At 72.7% G+C, this 18,688-nt stretch carries 13 protein-coding genes; 6 read left to right on the top strand and 7 right to left on the bottom strand.

Going from position 1 to position 18,688, the window contains the following annotated elements; translation table 11 throughout:
- Positions 1 to 51 precede the first annotated feature (51 nt).
- Positions 52 to 861, top strand: coding sequence for an SAM-dependent methyltransferase (locus FEF34_RS05505; RefSeq protein ID WP_138052107.1), 810 nt, complete (start codon positions 52 to 54; stop codon positions 859 to 861).
- 408 nt (positions 862 to 1,269) lie between these two features.
- Here the strand turns inward: FEF34_RS05505 and FEF34_RS05495 are convergent, their stop codons facing one another.
- The 4 genes from FEF34_RS05495 to FEF34_RS05480 form a co-directional block, all read right to left on the bottom strand.
- Positions 1,270 to 1,965 (bottom strand): DUF5825 family protein, encoded by a 696-nt coding sequence (locus tag FEF34_RS05495; protein ID WP_138052106.1) that lies wholly within the window; start codon positions 1,963 to 1,965, stop codon positions 1,270 to 1,272.
- Between the two features lie 35 nt (positions 1,966 to 2,000).
- Complete coding sequence (locus FEF34_RS05490; protein WP_138052105.1) at positions 2,001 to 4,007, bottom strand: RiPP maturation radical SAM C-methyltransferase; 2,007 nt, start codon at positions 4,005 to 4,007, stop codon at positions 2,001 to 2,003.
- 372 nt (positions 4,008 to 4,379) lie between these two features.
- Positions 4,380 to 6,299 carry a S9 family peptidase gene (locus FEF34_RS05485; RefSeq protein ID WP_325063620.1) on the bottom strand — a complete coding sequence of 640 codons (1,920 nt, stop codon included), beginning with the start codon at positions 6,297 to 6,299 and terminating at the stop codon, positions 4,380 to 4,382.
- Positions 6,296 to 7,786 carry an MFS transporter gene (locus FEF34_RS05480; protein WP_138052104.1) on the bottom strand — a complete coding sequence of 497 codons (1,491 nt, stop codon included), beginning with the start codon at positions 7,784 to 7,786 and terminating at the stop codon, positions 6,296 to 6,298. The genes FEF34_RS05485 and FEF34_RS05480 overlap by 4 nt, the downstream gene beginning before the upstream one ends.
- Positions 7,787 to 8,405: 619 nt before the next feature.
- On the opposite strand from FEF34_RS05480, the gene FEF34_RS05475 reads away from it, so the two are divergent.
- The 3 genes from FEF34_RS05475 to FEF34_RS05465 all read left to right on the top strand — a co-directional run bounded on the left by FEF34_RS05475 (position 8,406) and on the right by FEF34_RS05465 (position 10,187).
- On the top strand, positions 8,406 to 8,807 hold the full coding sequence (locus FEF34_RS05475) for a hypothetical protein (protein WP_138052103.1): 402 nt from the start codon (positions 8,406 to 8,408) through the stop codon (positions 8,805 to 8,807).
- 121 nt (positions 8,808 to 8,928) lie between these two features.
- A complete protein-coding gene (locus FEF34_RS05470) occupies positions 8,929 to 9,357 on the top strand; it encodes an Rrf2 family transcriptional regulator (RefSeq protein ID WP_138052102.1) in 429 nt (142 codons plus the stop codon).
- 92 nt (positions 9,358 to 9,449) lie between these two features.
- Entirely contained in the window at positions 9,450 to 10,187 is a 738-nt protein-coding gene (locus FEF34_RS05465; RefSeq protein WP_138052101.1) for an NIPSNAP family protein, read from the top strand.
- A 211-nt stretch (positions 10,188 to 10,398) separates the two neighbouring features.
- Here the strand turns inward: FEF34_RS05465 and FEF34_RS05460 are convergent, their stop codons facing one another.
- The 3 genes from FEF34_RS05460 to FEF34_RS05450 form a co-directional block, all read right to left on the bottom strand.
- Positions 10,399 to 10,908, bottom strand: a complete 510-nt coding sequence (locus tag FEF34_RS05460; protein ID WP_138052100.1) for a mycothiol transferase — start codon at positions 10,906 to 10,908, stop codon at positions 10,399 to 10,401.
- A 271-nt stretch (positions 10,909 to 11,179) separates the two neighbouring features.
- Positions 11,180 to 14,311, bottom strand: a complete 3,132-nt coding sequence (locus FEF34_RS05455; protein ID WP_138052099.1) for an alpha-mannosidase — start codon at positions 14,309 to 14,311, stop codon at positions 11,180 to 11,182.
- 10 nt (positions 14,312 to 14,321) lie between these two features.
- On the bottom strand, positions 14,322 to 15,650 hold the full coding sequence (locus FEF34_RS05450; protein WP_138052098.1) for a 6-phospho-beta-glucosidase: 1,329 nt from the start codon (positions 15,648 to 15,650) through the stop codon (positions 14,322 to 14,324).
- An 856-nt stretch (positions 15,651 to 16,506) separates the two neighbouring features.
- Here FEF34_RS05450 and FEF34_RS05445 point away from each other — a divergent pair.
- Both FEF34_RS05445 and FEF34_RS05440 read left to right on the top strand, forming a co-directional pair.
- Positions 16,507 to 17,988, top strand: a complete 1,482-nt coding sequence (locus FEF34_RS05445) for a nucleobase:cation symporter-2 family protein (RefSeq protein ID WP_138052097.1) — start codon at positions 16,507 to 16,509, stop codon at positions 17,986 to 17,988.
- Between the two features lie 124 nt (positions 17,989 to 18,112).
- Positions 18,113 to 18,538: a YchJ family protein gene (locus FEF34_RS05440; RefSeq protein ID WP_138052096.1), complete on the top strand. Its 426-nt coding sequence runs from the start codon at positions 18,113 to 18,115 to the stop codon at positions 18,536 to 18,538.
- Positions 18,539 to 18,688 lie beyond the last annotated feature (150 nt).

Raw genomic sequence — 18,688 nt, 5'->3', positions numbered from 1 at the left:
CATGCAGTTCGTCCGTCCACCGCCACACCCTCGACCACCTGGAGGCGCCAGATGACCGGGCAAGACCCCGCCGCCGTACGCATCGACACCAGCAAGCCGCACCCGGCCCGGATGTACGACTGGTTCCTCGGCGGCAAGGACAACTACCCGGTCGACGAGGAGATGGCCAAGCAGCTCCTCAAGCTCGACGCGCGCGGCCGCGACATGGCCCGGGTCAACCGGGCCTTCATGCACCGCGCCACGCGCTGGCTCGGCGGCAACGGCATCCGCCAGTACCTCGACGTCGGCACCGGTATCCCCACCGAGCCCAACCTCCACCAGATAGCCCAGGACGTCGCCCCCGAGTCCCGCGTCGTCTACTGCGACAACGACCCGATCGTCCTCGCCCACGCCGAGGCACTGCTGCGCAGCACCCCCGAAGGCGCGACCGAGTACATCCAGGCCGACGCCCGCCGGCCGGAGGCCATCCTGGAGGCGGCCGGCAAGGTCCTCGACTTCGACCGCCCCATCGCCCTGTCGCTGCTCGCCCTGCTGCACTTCGTGGACGACGAGGACGGCGCCTACGAACTGGTGAACCGGCTCGTGAGCCGGCTCGCCCCCGGCAGCTACCTCGTGCTGTCCCAGACCACCGGCGACTTCGACCCCGAGAAGGCCGCCCTGGCCCGGGCGATGTACAAGGAGCGGGGACTCACCCTGCGCCCCCGCTCCCGTGAGGAGTTCACCCGGTTCTTCGACGGTCTCGACCTCGTCGAGCCCGGAGTGTCGCTGACCGCCGAATGGCACCCGGAGCTCGGTGAGGCCGTCGCCGTCACGGGCGACGACCCCATCCCGGGCTACGCGGGCGTCGCCCGCGTCCGCTAGGGCATACACGAGGTGCGGCTGCTGCGGCCGAGGCAGCGGTACGGAGCGCGCGACGCGGAATCCCACGTCGGCGATCCGGAAGGCCGGATGGCTGCGCCGCCGCACCCACGCCCGGTGGCTCCGGCGCTCGTCGGCCCATCCACCACCACGGAGCACCCGACGGGCGCCGTGCACCTCGTGCCGCAGACGTAGCAGCGCCAGTCCCACACACCGCCCAGCAAGTCGCACAGCACCGGACGTCGGGCTGCTTGCCGCCGACGGAACGGATCCGCCGCCCACCAGAGTCGCCTCGTACCGGGCGACCTCACCGAGCGGGCGGTACCCGCACTGCGCGAGCGGGAACGCCGACGTCCGAAACGGCGCGACCTCGCCGCCGACCCCGGCCGCGCCGTGCCCCCGGCCGCCGGCTCAGATCGCCATCGCCTCCTGGATCCAGCGTTTCACCCGGTACGGCAGCCACCAGGCCAGCTCGCCGACGCGCAGCACGAGATGCTCCTCGGTGAAGTCGGCCAGCGCGTCCGGGGGCACGTCGGCCGCCGGGGCGCCGTGGTCCAGCCGGGCGATGGCGTCGTGGTAGTGCTGTTCGTCGCAGGTGAAGCGGCGCAGGTCGCCCCAGCGGCGGTCGCGGATCTGGAGGAAACCGGGGCCCTGCCGCCACAGGCACTTGCACAGGTAGTGGCTGCTCCGCCAGGCGAGCAGCTGTTCCTCCGCCCGGTCCGGGCCCTCCAGCCGCTGCGGCGGCTGGAGATGGCTGAGCAGCTTCCACGTCTCCTCGTCGCCGGGCCCGGCCCGCAGCCGCCATTCGACGAGCACGGCGCGTGCGGTCAGGTCCCGGACCAGGCACAGCGACCGCACCGTGCGGCGTGCGGCGGTGGCCGCGGCGTTGGCCGCGGGGGTCAGGTCGATGGTGCGGGGCACCACGACCCGCCGGGCCCCGAGGCCCCACAGTCGGTCGGTCTCCTCGTTCATCGGGCCCGAGAGACGGTGGCTGCCGAGCGCCATACCGGGCAGGGCACAGGCGTCCGGGTCGTAGTCGCGCCAGGCGGTGACCGTCAGCGGGACGTCGTCGGCGGTGGTGCTCGGGGGGTGGACTGCGCTGGTCATGGGGCCTCCTGGGAGCGCGGGTACCGGGCTGTGGGTCACACCGAGACGGGTGGCTGGACGGTGTCGCGGGGCGCGTCCGCACTGCCGCGGTCACCGCCGTCCGCCCAGGCGTCCCCTTCGGACCCGCCCCCGCCGGCAGGCTTCGGCGCGGCGGCACCCGCGGTGTGCAGGTGCCGCATGAAGTCCAGCCGCAGCAGGTCCTCGTTCACCGCGGCCGGGGCGATGTGCACGTACTGGCCGCCGTCGGTGAAGACGATGCCCCGGGCGACCCACTCGTCCAGGATCCGCTCCACCTCCTCCTGGCCGCGCGGGTCGCCCGGGACACGGGCCGCCGCCTTGCGGGCGAGCGCGGCCGGTGCGTGCGGCTGGTCCAGCAGCCGGAACAGCGCGACCTCGAACGGATCGGCCAGTTCCCACGCGCGCCACGGGAACGCGCGGCGCCGGCTGACGAGCACGATCCGGTCACCGAGGTCGGTGTGCGTCAGCCTGGCGTCGGTGTGGTGCTTCTTCCAGCCGGCCAGCGCCTCGTTGAGGGCGGAGACGGTCGGCTCGCCGATGCCGCGCGCCGGGGCCTCGAAGACGTAGGCGAGGTCGTACAGCTCCTCCTCGGGCAGGTCGTAGGTGAAGCGGTAGTGCGCCTCGGGGCGCAGCCCGGTGAAGCCGAGTTCGGGGCGGTTGAAGTACGGGCTGAACCGCTCGATCGCGATCCGGGCGGACAGGTCGACCGGCGGGTCGAGGTGCTCCAGGGCGGGAATCTGCGCGATGACCGGCTCGTAGTCCTCCGCGGTCTCGCCGGGGAAGCCGTGCAGGTAGTTCCAGGAGACCGCCAGGCCCGTCTCGGCTCCGTCGCGGAGCATGCGCACGTTCTGGCACCCGCTGACGCCCTTGTCCATCAGGTCGAGCACCCGGTTGTTGAGGCTCTCGATACCGGGCTGGACGTAGATCAGACCCGCGTCGGACAGGGTGCGCAGCTGGGTCCGACGCATATTGGCCTTGATCTCGATGTGCAGCCGCAGGTCGTAGCCGCTGTCGATGATCCGCGGAAGTACGGTGCTCAGGTAGCCCATGTCGAGGATGTTGTCGACGACGTACATGTCCAGGACCCGGTGGCGCCGGGCCAGTTCCATGATCTCCTCGTAGAAGACCTCCGGGCTCTTGCTGCGGAACTGCATGAAGGAACCGTTGAGACCGCAGAACGTGCAGTGGTGCTTCTCGCCCCACCAGCAGCCGCGGGCGCCTTCGACGACCAGTTTCGGCTCCACCCAGTTGCGCGCCACGGAGGCGGCCAGGCACTCGAAGTAGCCGCTGTAGTCGGGCGGGAGGATGTGGGCGGGCGGCAGTGGCGCGGTGGCCATCGGGTTGACGACGCTGCCGCCGTCCGCGGCCCGGTGGCACAGGCCCGGGATGCCGCCGAGATCGGTACGCCCCTCGGCCAGTGCCCTCACCAGTTCCGGGAACGCGGTCTCGCCCTCGCCGCGCACGACGTGGTCCACGAACGGGAAGTTCCGGTGGACCGCGGCGCCCTGTTCGGCATCGCAGTTGGCCCCGCCCATGACGGTGACGACGTGCGGTGCGAGCCGCTTGACGTGGCGGGCGGCCGCGAGGGCCGCGGTGTTCTGCTGGAAGGTGGAGGTGAAGCCGACGACGTCGGGGGCGTGCTCGACGATGCGCCGGGCGATCTCCTCCACGAACGCGGGCACTTCACGGTGCAGCTCCCGGGTCATCCGCATCCGCGACCCGCGCAGCTTGCCCTTCATCACCGACGCGAACTCGTCCTCCCGCCACGAAGGGTCGCCGTACAGCGCCGAGGAGAACACCCAGTCGCCGCATCCCATGAAGTAGGACGACAGGGAGTAGTACCCGTAGTCGTCGGCGGCGAACTCCCGGCGGGCGGTGATCCAGTCGGTGAAGTCCAGGTTGGCGTGCAGGACCTCGGCCGTGGCTCCCGGGACCCGCTCGTCGATGCTGCGCTTGAGGATGCCGAGGGCGAGTGAGGGCAGGTCGATGGGGGACCAGGGCATGTTGACCAGCAGTACGCGCACTTCGGCTCCTTGACGGTCCTCGAACGGTGGGACGTTGGGTGCTGGGGCGGCGGGTCCGGGCCGGTCCGCCCGGCGGTCGGTCGTCACGCCGGGCGGACGCGGGGCTTCGTCGGTGCCGGCCGGCCCGGGGCGTGCGCCGGGCCGGCCGGGCCGGGTCAGTCCTCTTCGGAGTCCTCGGCGTTGCGGAACGGGATCGTGATGGTGATCCCGACGCTCGGCTTGCGGTTCTCCTCGTCACCCGCCAGCGGGTCGTTGTTGATGACGTCCTTATGCACGGTGTCCTCCTCTCTCCGGTGCGCAGATGTGGTGCCTGCCCCGGTGCCGCCGACGCCGGCGGCCGGCCGGGATCCCCCTCCGGTCGGAGCGGGATGTCTAGGTGTGCCCGGCCCCCCCGGCCGGGGCGCGCGAGCCCGGGTGCCGGGCGCGGCGCAGTTCGCGGTCCAGGAAGCCGATGGCGCGGCGCAGCACGGCGACGTGGTCGCGCCCGTCGTAGCCGTCGTGCCCCGTGTCCAGCCACATGGCCGTGTGCCGCACGCCCGCGCTGGCGAGGGCCCGCAGGTAGTCGCGCACCTGCCCCGGCGGGCACTTGTCGTCGCGCTCGGCCGCGACGACGAGCAGCGGGGCGCGTACGCGGGACACGTAGCTCACGGGGGAGCTGCGGGCGTACGCCTCGGGCATCGTCTCCGGCGTGCCGCCGAACAGCCGCTCGTCGAGGGCACGCAGCGCGGGCGTGGCGGTGCGGTGGGCGGCCGCGCAGTCGGCGACCGGCTTCACCGCGACGACGGCGCGCCACAGGGCGGGGTCGACGCCGGCCGCGAGAAGCGCCAGGTACCCGCCCCACGAACTGCCCCACAGGGCGGTCGCTTCGGCTCTCACCAGACCGCGGTGGACCAGGTCGGCCCGTACGGAGGCGAGGTCCTGCACCTGGGTCAGGCCCACGCCCGCCGGGTACGCGCGCCGCCAGCGCGGCCCGTAGCCCGTGGAGCCCCGGTAGTTGACGCGTACGACCGCGAAGCCGGAGGCCACCAGGGAGTGCACGACACCGTCGTAGGCGTCGCGGTCGTGGTCCGCCGGACCGCCGTGCACCAGGAACACCGCCGGGGCCGGGAGCACGTCGTCCGGCAGCGCGAGCAGGCTGTGCACCGGGCCGTCCGGGCCCGGGGTCCACACCTCGCGGTGGTCGCCGGGTACGGAGCCTTCGACGGTCCCGAGCGGCGGCAGCCGGGTGCCCGCGGACGACAGCATCCGGGGCGGCCGCGAGGCCGACGTCCACAGGCAGTGCACGTCCCCGCCGGGCCGCACGGCCGCGGCCAGCAGGGTCCCGGGCGGTGTCGGCACGGCGGTGACCGAACGCCGGCGGGGGTCGGCGCGGTGGAGCAGGCTGCGGCCGTGGCGTTCCTGCCGGACCAGCACGCTGCCGCCGTCGGGGTACCAGGAGGCGGTGATCTCCGTGTCGAAAGCGCACCACTCCCAGGTGCGCACTCCGGATCCGGGACGCCAGACCGCGAGGACGTAACGGTCTCGGTGCTGCCGGACGAGCAGCAGTTCGGTGCCGTCGTCGCCGTCGCGGACGCTGCGGTCGTCCGCGCGGGTGGTGTCGGTGCCGTCCGCCGGCCGGAAGCCGAGCGCCCACAGTTCCCCGCCGTGCCCGCCGCCGCGCAGCGCCGCCTGTACCGTGCCGTCCGGGGACAGCACGGTCACCGCGCGATCGGATCCCGCCGGGCCGCCGACGGCGAGGTGCCGCCCGTCCGGTGAGATCCCCGTGAGCACGGCGTGACCCTCGAAGCGTGTCACGGTGCGGGCCCGGCCCCCGCGCCGGCCGACGTGGACGGTGGTGCCGTCGTCCGCGGCCGTGGCGACGGCGACCGTGCCGCAGGAGGCGAGGCCGAGCCCTCGTGGGGTGCCGTCCGGAACGCCCTCCAGACCGGGCCGGTCCTCGCCCCCCTCGAAAGGCCGGAACCGCCAGTGGCCGCGGCCCTCGGCGTCCTCGTCGAACCACCACACCCGGGCCTCGTGGTCGATGGCGCAGTGCAGCGTGCCGCCCGGACGGTCCGTCACCTGCTCCGCCGTACCCGTCGTGGCGTCCCAGGTGAAGACCTGGCAGCGTCCGTCGGCATCGGCGGTGAACGTCATTCGCGTGGGGTCGGTGGGGCAGACGTCCGGCAGCTCGGCGCGGTAGGTCCGGAAGCGGGGGGCGGGGCGCTCGCCGACGGCGGTGGCCTCGTCGGGCGCCGCGTCGGCGGGCACCTCGGCGGGGCGGTGCCGGGCGTCGGCGGCGGAGGGTCGGGTCACGGTCGGCCTCCGGGGCGCAGACGTCCGGCCCGCAGACCGGTGAACAGGGCGAGGAGCGCGAGCGCCAGGGCGCAGAGTGCCGGGGCCGCCGCGGGCCCGGAATGTGTCGCGAGCGCCCCGGCGACCACCGGTGAACCGGCGCCCGCACCCACGACCGCCGTGGCCAGCAACGCGCCCGTCCTCGCCTGGAGATGGTGCGGGGTCTCGGCGATCGCGGCGGACTGGACGACCACGGTGGCCGGGGCGAGCAGAAGGCAGAACGCCCCGAAGCAGAGCCCGAGGCTCCAGGGTGACCCCGCCACGGCGAGGCCGGCGGCGGGGAGCACCGTCAGCCAGGTCACGGCCACCAGCGTCCGCGCGCCGCCCAGTCGCCGTACGACGGCGGGTGCGGCGAGGGCGCCCACGAGCCCGGCGCCGCCGGACACCGCCAGCACCAGCCCCATCGCGACCGGCCCGCCGTCGTCCTGCAGTGCGAACAGGGCGGAGAAGTAGAGGGCCGCCAGCGCCGCGTTGACCGTCGTGGTCCAGACGAGCACGAGACGGAGGCGGGGTGCGGCACGGAGCAGGGTGAGGCCGGCGACGGTCTCGTGGGCGTACGACCGCAGCGCGCGCAGCGGCGTGGGCGTCCCGGCGGACCGGGCGTCAGGGGCGGGCGCGCAGCCGTCTGCCGCGGCGGCCGGTGCGCCGGGCGGCCGAGGTGCGTCCGGGGCCGGGGTGGCCTCCCGGGCACGGGCGGGTACGGGCGCGGCCGCCCGCGCGTCGTCCGCCGCGGACGCGGGCGCCGTTGGGCCGGCCCGCAGATCGGAGCGCATGGACCGTACGCACAGCGCCGTCACCACGTACGAGAGCGCGTCGGCAGCGAACGGGAGGGGCCGGGAGAGCTGGTACAGCACCCCGCCGAGGAGCGGCCCTGCCACGAGCGCGGCGCGGTCGCCGGCCTCCAGACCGGCCACGACGCGGGGCACCTCGTGCGGCGCGGCGACGAGCGCGACGGTGCCGCGCGCGGCGGCCTCGAAGCACGCGGTGGCCGTGCGCTCCACGAGCAGTGCGCCGAGCAGCAGCGCGAACGGAGGCCGGCCGGCCGCCACGGACAGGGCCACCGCCCCCATGGCCGCCGCGGCCACCGCGGCGGAACCGGCCATCACGGGTTTGCGCAGGCCCCGGTCCGCCGCCACCGCCACGACGGGTCCGCAGACCAGCGTGACGAGCATGCCCGCGCCGGCGAGGAGCCCGACCGTCGTCGGCGGGTGACCGAGTCCGAGGAGGAGCAGCGGGAAGGCGACGCCCGACATCTGGGTGCCGAGGGCGTCGGCGGCGTTGGAACTCCACAGCAGCCCGATGTCACGCGGGGCGTCGAGGGGGCCGGCTCTGCCGTCGGGCTCCTCCGGTCCGGGGGGCATCAGGTCCGGAACCTTGCCGACGAGACCGTCCCGCTCGCCGCGTAGGCCCACGCCGTCGGAGTCGCCGGAAGACGCAGCACGATCCATGCCCTGCCCCCCTCGGGCCGTGGTGGTACCTCCCGCCGTCCCATCGCCGTTTCTCCCGTGCACGCAAAGGGCGCACAAATGTGCAGGAAATGTGCGGGAAGTGAAATCGAGCGGAGCCTAACCACGGCGAATCGGCAGCCGCAAGGCGTCGAACGTCGACCGATTCTGTCGCAAACCGTCTGTCGGCCATGGCTGTACGGGGCCGGGCTGCGCTTTCGCGGCTTACGCGGCCGGGGGTGCCGCCCGCCCGCTCGGCGGAGGTCCGGCACCGCCCTGAACGGCGGCTTCCGTGCTTCCGCTTCACATCGGCGCACCTCTCGTCCGTCCCGGCTGGGCGGAACTGTGTTCTCCGGTAAGCCGTGTGCGCATTCCGGACCTCACTTGGAACGCCTGGTTCCCTATCGTCCCGCCGGAAGTGTTTGTGTGAGCAAAGCGCCGTCGGGTGTGAATGTGCCCGGTGCCCGTGTGGCGGGTGGGGCGGATGTGTCGAACGGGCCTCGGCTCGTAACGCCGTGGTCGGGTTTCCCGGCCATGCTCCCCGATTGGCGCGAAACCGCCCTCGGCCGCCGGTGGGCGGAAAGGTATTGAACGCGTTCAATTCATCCGGCAGAATGCCGCCATGGGAACGCCGCGCACACGGGTGGCCGCTCGCACGACGGCGGTCGTCTACGTCGGTCTGGTGGCCGCCACCGGGTTCGTCCACGCCCTCAGGGGCGCACCGGACGGCCCGACCCGCGTCGTGCTGCAATGCCTCACGCTCCCGGGGTACGCCGTCGTTCTCCTGCTGCTCCTCGCCGCGGCGGCGGCCACCGGGGCGGGCGGCGCGGATACGGGCGCCGACGTCGCTCCGAACGTCTACGGCCCGATGCTCGTCCTCACCGCCGCGGCGCTGGTGAACGTCCTCGCCCTCCGGGGGCTGTGCGCCTTCGCCCGCCGGGTGCGGGCCGAGATCCGCGAGACACGAGAATGGCGTGCCGCCCGCGCGGGCCGTGTGTCGCGCCGCGGGGACGGCCGGGCGTAGCGCCGCAGCTGCTTCCTGCGACTGGGTCAACGGGCGGCCGTGCGTGCGGACGTGGATCTCGATCGACGTGGCTTGACTGCGGAGGTGGATGTAACAGAAGCTGTTGCAACAAGGAGGGGTGATGGCGGCGAACAGTCGATTGACCATCGCGACGCACGCTCTGGCCTGGCTGGCGCTGGCGCAGCGGCGTGGCCGGGAGGTTCTCACTTCGGAGCAGGTCGCGGCCAGCGTCAACACCAACCCCGTGATCATCCGGCGCAGCCTCGGTGACCTGCGGCGAGCCGGACTCGTGGAGGTCCGCCACGGTGCCGGTGCGGGCTGGAGTCTGGCCCGTGAGCCCGAGGCGATCACGCTGCTCGAGGTGTATGACGCCGTCGATGCGCATCCGCCGTTCGGGCTGCACCGCGCCGAACCCAATCCGGAGTGTCCGGTCGGCCGAGGCATCCGGCCCGCCCTGAGCGGGGTCTACGGCCGGGTCGAGCGGGTCATGCGGCGGGAGCTGGCGGACACGTCGATCGCCGATGTGCTTCGCGAGACGCTGGCCGACTAGCCGACTGGTCGATTGGCCAACCGGTCGACGGCACCGCCGTAACGCCAGTTGTAACAAGGGTTGTTCCAACAACTGAACGAGGGGTGAGACCGATGCAGGGTCCACGGTGTCCGGTCGTCGAACTGCGGCAGTACACGCTGCACCCGGGACGGCGAGACGAGCTGATCGATCTGTTCGACCGCGAGTTCGTCGAGTCCCAAGAGGCAGTAGGCGCGACCGTCCTGGGGCAGTTCCGCGACCTGGACGACCCCGACCGGTTCGTCTGGCTCCGCGGCTTCGAGGACATGCCGCGCCGCGCCGAGGCCCTGGAGAGCTTCTACGGCGGGCCGGTCTGGCAGGCACACCGCGACGAGGCGAACGCGACGATGACCGACTCCGATGACGTGCTGCTGCTGAGGCCCGCCTCGGCGCGCGGTGGGTTCCCGGCGCCGGTCGGCGCCCGGCCGGCCCCCGGTGAGCCGGCGCCATCGCCGCCGTCGCTCGTCCTCGCCACGATCTGGTACGGCCACAGCCCGTTCGACACGGCGTTCGTCGAGTTCTTCCAGCAGAGCGTGCGACCCGTACTGACCGAGACCGGCGGCGAGCCACTGGCGTACCTACGGTCGGAGCACGCCGCGAACACCTTCCCGGCGCTACCGGTACGGAGGAACGAGGAGGTCTTCGTGTGGTTCGCACGGTTCCCCGACGAAGGCCACATCGACCGCCACCTGAGTCGCCTGCGGCATTCGGAACACTGGTGCGAGGAGGTGCTGCCGACCCTTTCGGAACGGTGGGCCAGGCCCCCGCAACGGCTACGGCTGGCACCCACCGAGCGTTCGACACTGCGCTGAGTCCCCACGGAGCCCGGGGACGGCCACGACCTGCGTGGTGAATCGGTCTCGCGCACCACGACGGCCGTCGCCGCGACGTCGTCCGGACACGACGCCGGCGGGCACCGGGCGGGCGCCGCGGGCCGGACCCGGCCCCGTGTCGCGGCAGCCCGCCCCTGTGATGCGCGCGCGGTCCCGCCGGCCCGGTCCCACTGCCCCGGGCGCCGCCCCCTCAACCCCGCTCCAGCACCCCCCTGACGAACGCCGCCTGTCCCGCGTGCTGGAGGTCGTCGGAGATGACGCTCACCAGCCGCACGCCCAGCGTCACCGGCGGGGACCACGACGCGTCGACGATCCGGCCGAGAGCGGCGTTGGTCAGGCCCCTGACGAATGCCACCGTCTCGTCGTGGACGGCGTCGTGGTAGCCCAGCAGCAGGTCGGGCGACTCCACCCGCACCTTCGCCACCTGGGCCGGGGTGTGACCGTAGCCGGTCGCGTCCGGAGCGAACGGCAGGCCGAAACGGCCCTTCCAGCCCTGGGAGAGCCATACCTGCTCCCGTCCCGCGGCGTCCGCCACATGGTCGTCCTGGACCCGGGTGAGGTGCCACACCAGCCACGCGAGGGTGTTGGCGCCGGGGGCGACGCGGGCGTGGAGGAGGTCCGGGGCGCATCCCCCGACCGCGTCGTGCACCGTCTCCCTGATCCGTCCGAAGGCGTCTTCCAGCAGTTCCGCGCTGTTCATACGGTGAGTCAATCCCGGGGCCACCCGCGTGTCCGCCCTCGACACGCGGGCCGCCCCCGTCGCCGCCGCTCCCGGCGCACCGCCCGAACCGGCCGCGTGGCTTCGACGGCCCGCGGCAGCGCCTCGACGGCGGCCGCAGTGCTTCGACGGCGGCCGCAGTGCTTCGACGGCGGCCGCTGTGCTTCGACGGCCCGCGGCAGCGCCTCGACGGCGGCCGCAGTGTTTCACCGCGGCCGTCGGCCAAGGCGCCTCAGCCGCCCCAGGCCCAGTCTCAACCGCCTTCGCGCCGCAGCCGCACCGTCACGATCTGGAACGGCCGAAGCCCCAGCGCCACTCCGTCGTCCCCGACCGCGAGCGGCGGCCCCTCCAACGGCCGCTCCAGCAGATCCGTCAGAACCGCGCCCGTGGCCGGGAACCCCGTGCGCAGCACCGTCGCCGCACGGCCGCCGAGCGACTCGTAGAGCCGTACGACGACGTCTCCCGAGCCGTCGTCGGCCAACTTCACGGCCTCCACCACGACCGCGGGACCGTCCGTCGTCACCACCGGCGGCACCGCGGCACCGCCCGGGCCGATCCGCAGCGGCAGGTTCAGCGCGTACCCCTCGGCGATCGCCTCCTCGACCGTCGCGCCGGGCAGCAGGGCGTACGTGAAGCGGTGCGGGCCCTGGTCCGCCTCGGGGTCGGGGATACGGGGCGCACGGACCAGACTCAGCCGGACGGTCGTGGTCGTGCCGCCGTCCTCCTCCCGCGTCGTGCGCGTCACATCGTGCCCGTACGTCGAGTCGTTGAGGACCGCGACGCCGTAGCCGTTCTCGCCGATGTGCACCCAGCGATGGCCGTAGACCTCGAAACGGGCCGCTTCCCAACTGGTGTTGGTGTGGGTGGGCCGGTGGACGTGGCCGAACTGGATCTCCGCGGTGGAGCGTTCCGCGTGCACGTCGACCGGGAAGGCGGCCTTGAGGATCTTCTCCGCCTCGTACCAGTCGATCTCGGTGTCGATGTCGACACGGCGGCTGCCGGCCCGCAGGGTGATGGTCTGCACGATCCGCGAGCCGCGGCCGAAGGTCCGCTCCACGCGCAGCGCGCCGAGCAGCGGGCTGTCGTCGGCGATCCTGATCGTGGCCCCCTCCAGCAGGTCGGTGTAGCGGGCCAGGTAGTGCCTGTCGATGTCCCAGGCGTCCCAGTGGTTCGGCAGGTCACCGTGCAGCCGCAGCAGGTTGCCCTTGCCGCCGGGCGGCAGCACCTCGCGGCCGGCGACGAGGTCGCGTACGGAGGTGAAGGTGCCGTCGTCGGCGAGTTCGACCCGTACGAGCCCGTTGTCCAGGGCCCGGTTGGTCACCTTGACCGGCGGCTGCGCCGTGGCCCGCGGGACGATCCGGGCCGAGCCGGAGGCCGGGATCTCCACGGCCACGGGGGCGGAGCCGTCGGACAGCCTCGGCAGCCCCGGGTCGAGGACATCGGCCAGGACCGACGGCACCCGTACGACCTCGGCCCGGTCCCGGGGCCCGGCGTTGTACGCCCACGGCTCGACCCGTCCCGCCCCGCTCACCGCCTCCAGGGCCTGCGCGGTCAGCGCCTCCAGTTCCCTCGCGACCCGGGCGTACTCCGCCTCGGCCTCGCGGTGGACCCAGGCGATCGACGAGCCGGGCAGGATGTCGTGGAACTGGTGCAGCAGAACCGTTTTCCACAACCGGTCCAGCGCGGCGTGGGGGTAGGCGTACCCGGGCACGTGGAGGGCCGCCGCCGTCGCCCACAACTCGGCTTCCCGCAGAGCGTGTTCACTGCGGCGGTTGCCCTGCTTGGTGCGGGCCTGGGAGGTGTAGGTGGCGCGGTGCAGCTCCAGGTACAGCTCGCCCGACCACACCGGGGCGTCGGCGTGGCCCGCGTACTCCGCCCGCGCCGCCTCGAAGAAGACGTCCGGGTGCTCGACGACGACCTTCGCCGAGCCCTCCAGGTCCGCCAGTCGGCGGGCCCGCTCCAGCATCTCCCGGTTGGGTCCTCCGCCGCCGTCGCCGTGGCCGAACGGCGCCAGCGACCGCGTACCGAGCCCCTTGTCCCGGTAGTTGCGCACCGCGTGGGCCATCTCCCGCCCGGAGAAGACCGCGTTGTAGGTGTCCACGGGCGGGAAGTGGGTGAAGATCCGCGAGCCGTCGATGCCCTCCCACCAGAAGGTGTGGTGGGGCAGCTTGTTGGTCTGGTTCCAGGACAGCTTCTGGGTGAGGAACCAGCTCATCCCGGCGAGCTTGGCGAGCTGCGGATAGGCCGCCGTGTAGCCGAACGAGTCCGGCAGCCACACCCCGTGCGTCTCGACGCCCAGCTCGTCGAGGAAGAAGCGCTTGCCGTGCACGAGCTGCCGGGCAAGCGCCTCGCCGCCGGGCAGATTGCCGTCCGCCTCCACCCACATGCCGCCCACGGGCGCCCACTGCCCATTCGCCACCGCCTCCTTGATCCCGGCCCACACCTGCGGGTGGTCGTCCCGCACCCACGCGTACTGCTGTGCCTGCGAGCAGGCGAAGACCAACTCGGGGTACTCCTTCGCCAGCGAGGTGACGTTGGAGAACGTCCGGGCCGCCTTCCGCCTGGTCTCCCGGACCGGCCACAGCCAGGCGGTGTCGATGTGGGCGTGCCCCACCGCCGACAGGGTGTGCGCGCTGGCGTGGGCGGGCCGGGCGAGGGCCTCGGCGAGGACGCCGCGGGCACCGGCCGACGTACCGGGCACGTCGTCGAGGTCGAGCACGTCAAGCGCCCGGTCCAGGGTGTACATGATCTCGTGGCGGCGCGGTTCGTGCTCGCCGAGTTCCAGCATCAGCTCCTGCAGCACCTGCATGTCCAGGGACAGATGCCAGACCTCCTCGTCGAGCACGGTGAGATCGGCCCGAGTGAAGGTGTAGAGCGGCGCGCTGCCCGCGGTGCGCTTGTCCCCCATGGGGGTGGGGAAGCGGAAACGGTCCTTGAGGATGTCCGGGTTGGAGGCGGCCTCGACCAGGAGGGCGACCCGTTCGCCACCCGCCGCGGGGGAGGCGACCGGCACGTACTGGTTCTGCGGGTTGACGGCCTTCACCGGTGTGCCGTCGGGCAGATGGACGAGCGCCTCGGCCTGGTTGCCCGGCCAGCCGCCGGTGAACCCCAGGTCGAACCAGGCCTCCACGCGCCGTCCCGCCCATTCCGCGGGCACGTCGCCGGCGACCCGGAACCAGGTGGTGCCCCACGGCGGACCCCACGCGGTGCCCATGGCGAACGGCTCGTAGGGGGCCTCCCGCGCCTCCTCGAACGGCACGGGCTCGTCGGGCACCTGCCAGGCCGCCACGGTCAGTGGCACGGAATCCGCGTGGATCAACGGCCGGATGCGCTGCTCCAGTACCCGCGCGACGCGCTGCTCGATCCTGTGCCGTTCGTCGTGCATCTCTCAGCACCTACTTCCGGTTGAGGTGGGCGAGACCGGGGTGTACGGCGGTGTACCCGTCCAGCAGACGGCGGGCGACGGTGACGGAGTCGACCAGCGGATGCAGGGCGAAGGCCCGCACGGCGGCGGCGCGGGACCCGCTCTCCGCGGCCGTCATGACCTCCCGTTCGACGGCCTTCACGGCGGTGACCAGACCGGTGGCGTGGCCCGGCAGCGGGTCGACGGCGTACGGATGGGCGCCGCCCGCGTCCACGAGGCAGGGCACCTCGACCACGGCGTCCGCGTCGAGCACGGAAAGGGTCGTGCGGTTGCGGACGTTGAGGATCAGCGTGGCGCGCTCGTCACGGGCGACCGCGCGCATGAGTGCCAGCGCGACCTGCTCGTACCCGCCCGACTCCGCGTCCCCGTCGGCACGTTCGCCCGCGCCGGACGCCTCGCGGTTGCCGGCCATGTACGTCGCCTCGCGTTCGGCGAGGGCGGACTCCCAGCGGCTCAGGGACGGTTCGGCGTAGAAGCCCGCCTGCTGGTCGCGGAGGAAGGCCCCGCGGGTGCGTTCCGCCTGCCGGTACGCGCGTACGGTCTCGCGGTTGAAGTAGTAGTAGTGCAGGTACTCGTTGGGGATCGCGCCGAGGGAGCGCAGCCAGTCCGCGCCGAACAGCCTGCCCTCCTCCAGGGAGCCGAGCGCCTCGGAGTCGTCGAGCAGACGCGGAAGTTCGTCCCGGCCGGCCACCCGCAGTCCGCGCAGCCAGCCCAGGTGGTTGAGGCCGACGTAGTCCATCCCCACCCGGCCGGGGTCGGCGCCCAGCGCCCGGGCCACGCGCCGGCCGAGCCCGACCGGTGAGTCGCAGATCCCGATGACCCGGTCGCCGAGCACCCGGGACATGGCCTCGGTGACGAGCCCCGCGGGGTTGGTGAAGTTGATGACCCAGGCGTCGGGCGCGAGCACGGCGATCCTGCGGGCGATGTCCGTGGCGACCGGCACGGTCCGCAGCCCGAACGCGATGCCGCCGGCGCCGACCGTCTCCTGGCCCAGCACGCCCTCGGCGAGTGCCACCCGTTCGTCCGCCGCCCGCCCCTCCAGCCCGCCGACGCGGATCGCGGAGAACACGAAGTCGGCGCCGCGCAGCGCCTCGTCGAGGTCGGTCGTGACCTCGACGGCGGGCGCGTCCGGCACTCCGGCGGCCTGTTCGGCGAGGACCGCGGCGACGGCGCGGAGCCGGGACCCGTCGAGGTCGTGGAGGGTGACCCGGGTGATCCGGCCCTCCTCGCGGTCGCCGAGGAGCGCGCCGTACACCAGCGGCACGCGGAAGCCTCCGCCGCCCAGAATCGCCAGCCTCATCCCGCGACCTTCCTCGTGCCGTGCACCCGCACAGGGCCGCCGTCCCTGACCGGCCCTGCCTGTCCCGTCTGCCCCAACGCTGTCACCTCGCGGGCGTTCGCGCGAGGACCGCCCGGGCGGGCACCGGGCCCGGCCCGGCGACGGGATCTGTTGGTACCGGTCGGTAGATGTTGGGTGCTGTCGTCGACCCTCGGAGTGCCGTCCTGCCCGGGGGCCCGCCTGCGGGCTTCAGCCTCGCCGTGACCCCGGCCCGTCGACCCGGGGCGAGCATGGCCGGAAACGCTCGGTGGCCTCCTGGGTCCGCGGCTCTTCGCCCCGCCTGGTCTCCGCCGGGACCGACCGGTAGGGCTCACCCCTGCTCGCGCCGGCGTTCGAGGCGGCGAAAAGGGCGAGCCCGGCCGCTCCCGGTGGACGTCGACCTCAACCTGTGCCGCGGCCAGGACAGCAGCGAAACCCGAGCCGCACCAGAGGAGTTCGGCTTCACCGGCGCCGTGGAGCGACCAGGCGGGGCCCGCTCCACCACTCGGCGGGATGCCGTCGCGCGCCGGCGCCCCGCCCTTGCGCCAGGCCCTGGTGGATGCGGGTCGGGGACCTGCGCAAGCGTTCGCGCCGTACACCGCCATTGGATGAACCTACAAATACGCGAGGCGTCGCCGTCAACACTTTGTGCATGTCGCCAATTCTCGTGCGGTGCCATACAGGGGTTCTATTCGGACACACGACGAGACGCTGCTGCCGTCACCAGTAAGGCCTCGACGGCGTGACCGCACTGACAACCCTGATTCCGCCGACCGAACGCCGGGCCAGGGATAACCAGAACTCTTCCCATCACCACCTCTTGAAGGGCAAGGCAGAGATGGCACGTTTCGCCGTTCAACTCCCTGGTCGCAAGGAGCAGAGCCCCCATCCGGTCGACGAGGTGCTGCCCGTCTCCAAGCTGGCGCTCTACGGATTCCAGCACGTACTGGCCTTCTACGCCGGCGCTGTGATCGTCCCGATCATCGTCGGCGGTGCGCTGGGGCTCAGTGCCGAGCAGCTGGTCTACCTGATCAACGCAGACCTCTTCACCTGCGGTATCGCGTCCATCATCCAGGCGTGGGGAATCGGCCGGGTCGGTGCCCGGCTGCCGCTGATCCAGGGCGTGACCTTCACCGCGGTGTCGCCGATGATCGCGATCGGCATGGGCGCGGGGGGAGGTACGGCGGCCCTGCTGGTGATCTACGGTGCCGTGATCACGGCCGGTCTGGCGACCTTCGCGTTCGCCTGGCTGCCGGCCAGGGCGTTCCGGTCGGTCATGCGGCTGTTCCCGCCGGTGGTGACCGGCACGGTGATCACGGTTCTCGGCATCGTGCTGATCCCGGTCGGCCTGAACGACGCGGCGGGCGGACTCGGCAGCCCGGACTTCGGTGACCCCAGGAACTTCGCCTACGCCGGCGGCACGATGCTCTTCATCCTCGTCCTGATGAAGGTCGGCAGGCAGTTCCTCTCCAGCATCGCGATTCTGCTCGGCCTGGTCGGCGGCACCGCCGTGGCCTTCCTGCTCGGGGACGCGCACTTCTCGGAGGTGGGCAAGGCGAACTGGGTCGGGGTCACGACGCCGTTCCACTTCGGTATGCCTCAGTTCCAGTGGCTCCCGATCCTTCTCATGCTCATCGTCATGCTGATCACCATGGTCGAGACGACGGGCGACACGTACGCGGTCGGTGACATCGTCGAGAAGAAGGTCGACAGTGAAACCGTGGCCCGTGCCCTGCGGGCCGACGGCGCGGCCACGGCGCTGGGAGGTGTCCTCAACTCCTTCCCCTATGTGGCTTTTGCAGAGAACGTCGGACTTGTTCGAATGACCAAGGTCAAGAGTCGCTTCGTCGTGGTGGCCGCCGGTGTGTTCATGATGGTTCTGGGCCTGCTTCCGAAGGCCGCCGCAATCGTCGCCTCGGTGCCGCACGCGGTACTCGGCGGCGCGGCCACCGTGATGTTCGCGATGGTGGCCCTGGCCGGTATCCAGACGCTGGCCAAGGCCGACCTGAAGGAGGAGAAGAACGCGCTCGTCGTGGGTGTGTCCCTGGCCTTCGCGCTGCTTCCGGCCACCGTCCCGGTGCTCTTCAAGGAGCACATGGGCGCCGACCTCGCCTCCCTGCTCAACAGCGGCGTCACGCTCGGCGCGACGTCCGCGATCGTACTGAACCTGATCTTCAACGGGCTCGCCAAGGACAAGACGCCCGCGGCAGTCACCCCTGTCGAGACGGCAGTCGCCCCCGTCGAGACGGCAGAGGACGCAGAGGGCGCAGAGGACGCAAAGGACGCAAAGGACGACACCGCCCCTGCGCCGACCGCCTGACCTCCCGGACCTCCCAAGGGGTGCCCCGGCCGGACCGCGGTCCGGCCGGGGTCACTGCCGTCCGGGTGGAGGCGCCGCACGGGCCCCTTCACCCGGTGCGACACCCGCGCGACACAATGGCCCCATGGCCCGACGCACCACCCGCTCCCCGCAGTCCACCGCCACCGACGCCTCGCCCTGTCCCTGCGGGCTGCCCGCCGTGTACGGAGCCTGTTGCGGCAGGTTCCACACCGGACGGTCCACCGCCCCGACGGCGGAACTGCTGATGCGGTCCCGCTACTGCGCCTTCGTCGTCCGCGACGAGGGATATCTGCTGCGCACCTGGCACCCCGACTACCGGCCGAGTGGTGTGGAGTTCGATCCCGCGATGCGCTGGACCGGGCTGGAGATCCGGGAGACCACCGAGGGCGGCATGTTCCACACCACCGGCACGGTCACCTTCGTCGCCCGCTACACCCACGGCGGGGAGCCCGGACAGCTCCACGAGCGCAGCCACTTCGAACGGCACGACGGTGCCTGGGTGTACGTGAACGGCACCTTCATGGAGTGAACGCCGCGGCCCGGCCGACCGGCCGCCCGTCGGACGCTCGTCGTCGAGCCCGGCCGCACCGCCATCGGCGCTGTGACGACCGCTCACAGCAGTGTGAAGACCCCCGTGTGCGTCGCGAGCCGCTTGGTGCCGGCGATCACCGCGGCCCCC

Source organism: Streptomyces marianii, assembly GCF_005795905.1.
GTDB classification, from domain to species: Bacteria; Actinomycetota; Actinomycetes; order Streptomycetales; family Streptomycetaceae; genus Streptomyces; species Streptomyces marianii.
This window is presented reverse-complemented; position numbering and strand designations above follow the sequence as displayed.

Coding starts and splice junctions, on each gene's coding strand:
- FEF34_RS05505 (WP_138052107.1), top strand. CDS start 52: ATGACCGGGCAAGACCCCGCCGCCGTACGCATCGACACCAGCAAGCCG.
- FEF34_RS05495 (WP_138052106.1), bottom strand. CDS start 1,965: ATGACCAGCGCAGTCCACCCCCCGAGCACCACCGCCGACGACGTCCCG.
- FEF34_RS05480 (WP_138052104.1), bottom strand. CDS start 7,786: ATGGATCGTGCTGCGTCTTCCGGCGACTCCGACGGCGTGGGCCTACGC.
- FEF34_RS05475 (WP_138052103.1), top strand. CDS start 8,406: ATGGGAACGCCGCGCACACGGGTGGCCGCTCGCACGACGGCGGTCGTC.
- FEF34_RS05470 (WP_138052102.1), top strand. CDS start 8,929: ATGGCGGCGAACAGTCGATTGACCATCGCGACGCACGCTCTGGCCTGG.
- FEF34_RS05465 (WP_138052101.1), top strand. CDS start 9,450: ATGCAGGGTCCACGGTGTCCGGTCGTCGAACTGCGGCAGTACACGCTG.
- FEF34_RS05460 (WP_138052100.1), bottom strand. CDS start 10,908: ATGAACAGCGCGGAACTGCTGGAAGACGCCTTCGGACGGATCAGGGAG.
- FEF34_RS05455 (WP_138052099.1), bottom strand. CDS start 14,311: ATGCACGACGAACGGCACAGGATCGAGCAGCGCGTCGCGCGGGTACTG.
- FEF34_RS05450 (WP_138052098.1), bottom strand. CDS start 15,650: ATGAGGCTGGCGATTCTGGGCGGCGGAGGCTTCCGCGTGCCGCTGGTG.
- FEF34_RS05445 (WP_138052097.1), top strand. CDS start 16,507: ATGGCACGTTTCGCCGTTCAACTCCCTGGTCGCAAGGAGCAGAGCCCC.
- FEF34_RS05440 (WP_138052096.1), top strand. CDS start 18,113: ATGGCCCGACGCACCACCCGCTCCCCGCAGTCCACCGCCACCGACGCC.